This is a genomic window from Pedobacter sp. (assembly GCF_045628745.1).
Lineage (GTDB): Bacteria > Bacteroidota > Bacteroidia > Sphingobacteriales > Sphingobacteriaceae > Pedobacter.
On sequence record NZ_JAZQPU010000191.1, the window covers coordinates 1 to 2736 of the forward strand.

General features: G+C 42.5%; 3 protein-coding genes and 1 riboswitch. Of the genes, 2 read left to right on the forward strand and 1 reads right to left on the reverse strand.

Annotation, left to right across the window (positions count from 1 at the left end; translation table 11 throughout):
- Positions 1-571, reverse strand: a 571-nt coding sequence (locus tag ACR2F7_RS07415; protein ID WP_432712949.1) for a TonB-dependent receptor, incomplete at its 3' end; no start/stop codon positions are given.
- 92 nt (positions 572-663) lie between these two features.
- Positions 664-864: riboswitch (cobalamin riboswitch) on the reverse strand.
- Between the two features lie 70 nt (positions 865-934).
- Here ACR2F7_RS07415 and ACR2F7_RS07420 point away from each other — a divergent pair.
- Positions 935-2395 (forward strand): aminoacyl-histidine dipeptidase, encoded by a 1461-nt coding sequence (locus tag ACR2F7_RS07420; RefSeq protein WP_432712950.1) that lies wholly within the window; start codon positions 935-937, stop codon positions 2393-2395.
- A gap of 12 nt (positions 2396-2407) precedes the next feature.
- Positions 2408-2736: GNAT family N-acetyltransferase (locus ACR2F7_RS07425; RefSeq protein ID WP_432712951.1), on the forward strand; the 329-nt coding region annotated here is incomplete at its 3' end.

A 2736-nucleotide genomic window follows, 5' to 3' on the forward strand; every position in this document is an offset into this window, starting at 1 on the left:
GATCGCTTAATTTTTGCTGCCATAAAAGACTGGGGTTGATCAATCCGAAAGAGCCACCCTTAACGCCAAACTTAACGAGGTATTTCTTTTCTGGGGTGAAGGTAGGTTCCAGACTTTTGATGACCAGCATGCTGGCAGAGGCATAAGCCCTGGCAGATTGTAGTATTTCATCGGGTTGCCCGTTAAAGAGGGTAATGGCAGCAATATTATCAAGGTTAATTTTGCCAAGGTCTATCTGGCCGTTTTGCGTATCGGTTATTTGCAGTCCATCAAACTGCACCCCTGTATGGTTGGCCCCAAGGCTTCTTACAGATACCGTTTTTAAGCCGCCAATACCGCCATAATCCTTTATGTTGACACCGGAGAAATTCCTGATGGCATCGGCAACGTTAAAGGCACCATTATTCTTGAAATCACGGGCTTTGATTTGTTGGGAGGGAAGCAGGGTTTGAATAGTTGGCAGTGCTACAGCAACAACCTTCACTTCTTTGAGTGTGCTGCTGGTATCGCCTTGCGCATAGCCGCAAAGAGATAATAATATTAAAAGTACCGTGCTTAAGTGTTTTTCCATAGTTATGCAAAAAGCACAGCAAACGGCATAGGAATACTCAAAATGGAAATACCATCGGCACTTTCATTCCAGCTTCAATCCCCGAAAGCTATGAATTATATAATGCGATGGCAGGTATTCTGACTTACTCCCCTTGGTATGGTCTTCCCATTCAATTGCTTGAACAGTGACGCTAAGATGATACCTCAGTTAATGGAGCTTACAGCTGCGGGACAGTTCTGGATTTACACCAGATTCCCTTTTAATCCTTCCTGAAAAATGCAGGGGAGGAACCAAAAGCAAGACAAATGTATATAATAATGTATTCAATAATGCTTAATTTGCGCCTTTATTTTTCTCACAACACCTCGCAGCAATAAGGCTATGGATATCACTACTATTGAACCTCAGGAACTTTGGCAAAACTTTTCAAAATTAAATGCAGTACCCCGAGCTTCGAAAAAAGAAGAACGTGTCATTGCTTTTATCCAATCCTTTGGAGAAAGTTTAGGTCTTCCCACCACCAGGGATGCCATCGGCAATGTGGTCATTAAAAAGCCGGCCAGCAAGGGCATGGAAAATAGACAAACCGTTATCCTTCAGTCTCACCTTGATATGGTACACCAGAAAAATGGAGATACCGTATTCGACTTTAATACACAAGGTATTGATATGTTTGTTGATGGCGACTGGCTAAAAGCGAAAGGCACAACTTTGGGTGCTGATAATGGTATTGGCGTAGCCACTATTATGACTATTTTAGCAGATGATCAAATTGAACATCCTGCGCTGGAAGCCATGTTTACCATAGATGAGGAAACAGGAATGACAGGAGCCAAACAACTGGATCCAAGTAACTTTACCGGTTCTATTTTATTGAACCTGGATACCGAAGAAGATGATGAACTGACCATTGGCTGTGCCGGTGGGGTAGATACCAATACATTTTTAAATTATACACAGGTTGCTGCGGATCAAACAGGCGTTGCTTTCGAAATTACTGTTAAGGGACTTTTAGGTGGCCATTCAGGTATGGACATCCATAAAGGTCGTGCAAATGCCAATAAGCTTATCAACAGGTTGCTTTTCGAAGCACTGAAATCAATCAATTTACAGGTAGGTTCGGTTGATGGCGGCAGTTTAAGAAATGCCATCCCAAGGGAGGCTACTGCTGTTGTGGTTGTTCCAGCGGCACAAAAACTGGAGTTCTTAGCCTTCACAGGTATTTTTACAACTGTTTTAAAAGAAGAGTTCCAAACTGTAGAACCTGATTTAAGCATCACTATTACGGAATGTGAAAAACCAGCACAAGTAATGGAGACGGCCACGTTAAAGAAAGTTGTCAACGCCATTTATTCAGTACCTAATGGGGTATTCAGGATGAGTCCTGACATCAGTAACCTGGTAGAAGCATCAACAAACCTGGCTAGGGTGATCATCAAGGATGGTGAATTCATTACCCAATCGCTGCAAAGGAGCAGTGTAGAAAGTACCAAGGCTGATGTGGCCAATGCAGTAGGCGCGGCTTTTGAAAACATAGGCTGTTCAGTTTCTCTAGACGGCGATTATCCGGGATGGAAGCCTAATCCTGATTCAGATATATTAAGACTGATGGTGAAGTTATACCAACAGAATTTTAAACAGGAGCCTAAAGTTGAAGCCTGTCATGCCGGTTTAGAATGTGGTATTTTAGGTGGCCACTTGCCGGGTATGGATATGATTTCTTTTGGCCCAACTATTCGTGGCGCCCACTCTCCAAATGAAAGGGTACAGATTTCCTCAGTTCAGAAATTCTGGGGCTTTTTGTTAAACGTGCTTCAGGAAATTCCGGAAGTTAAAAAATAAATAGACAAGGCTATGCTGGAGTTAAATTTCAATCCTTTCCCTGTTATAGAGACGGAGCGCTTGATTTTAAGAAAAATGGAAGTCAGTGATGTGACTGAAGTTTTACTGTTGAGGTCAAACCCTGAGGTGATGAAATATATTCCACGGCCAAGAGCAATTACGCTGCAGGATGCTTTAGATCATATCGAAACGATCAATAAAGGTCTTGCAGCGAATAAATCTATCAATTGGGCCATCACCTTAAAGGGTAACGAACACCTCAAAGGCATTATTGGCATTTTCAATACCAACCCTGAAAATCACCGTGCAGAAATTGGCTATATCCTCCATCCTGCACTGCA

What these genes read in the sequence shown, in the direction of transcription:
- ACR2F7_RS07420 (WP_432712950.1), top strand. Translation starts at nt 935, where the DNA reads ATGGATATCACTACTATTGAACCTCAGGAACTTTGGCAAAACTTTTCA.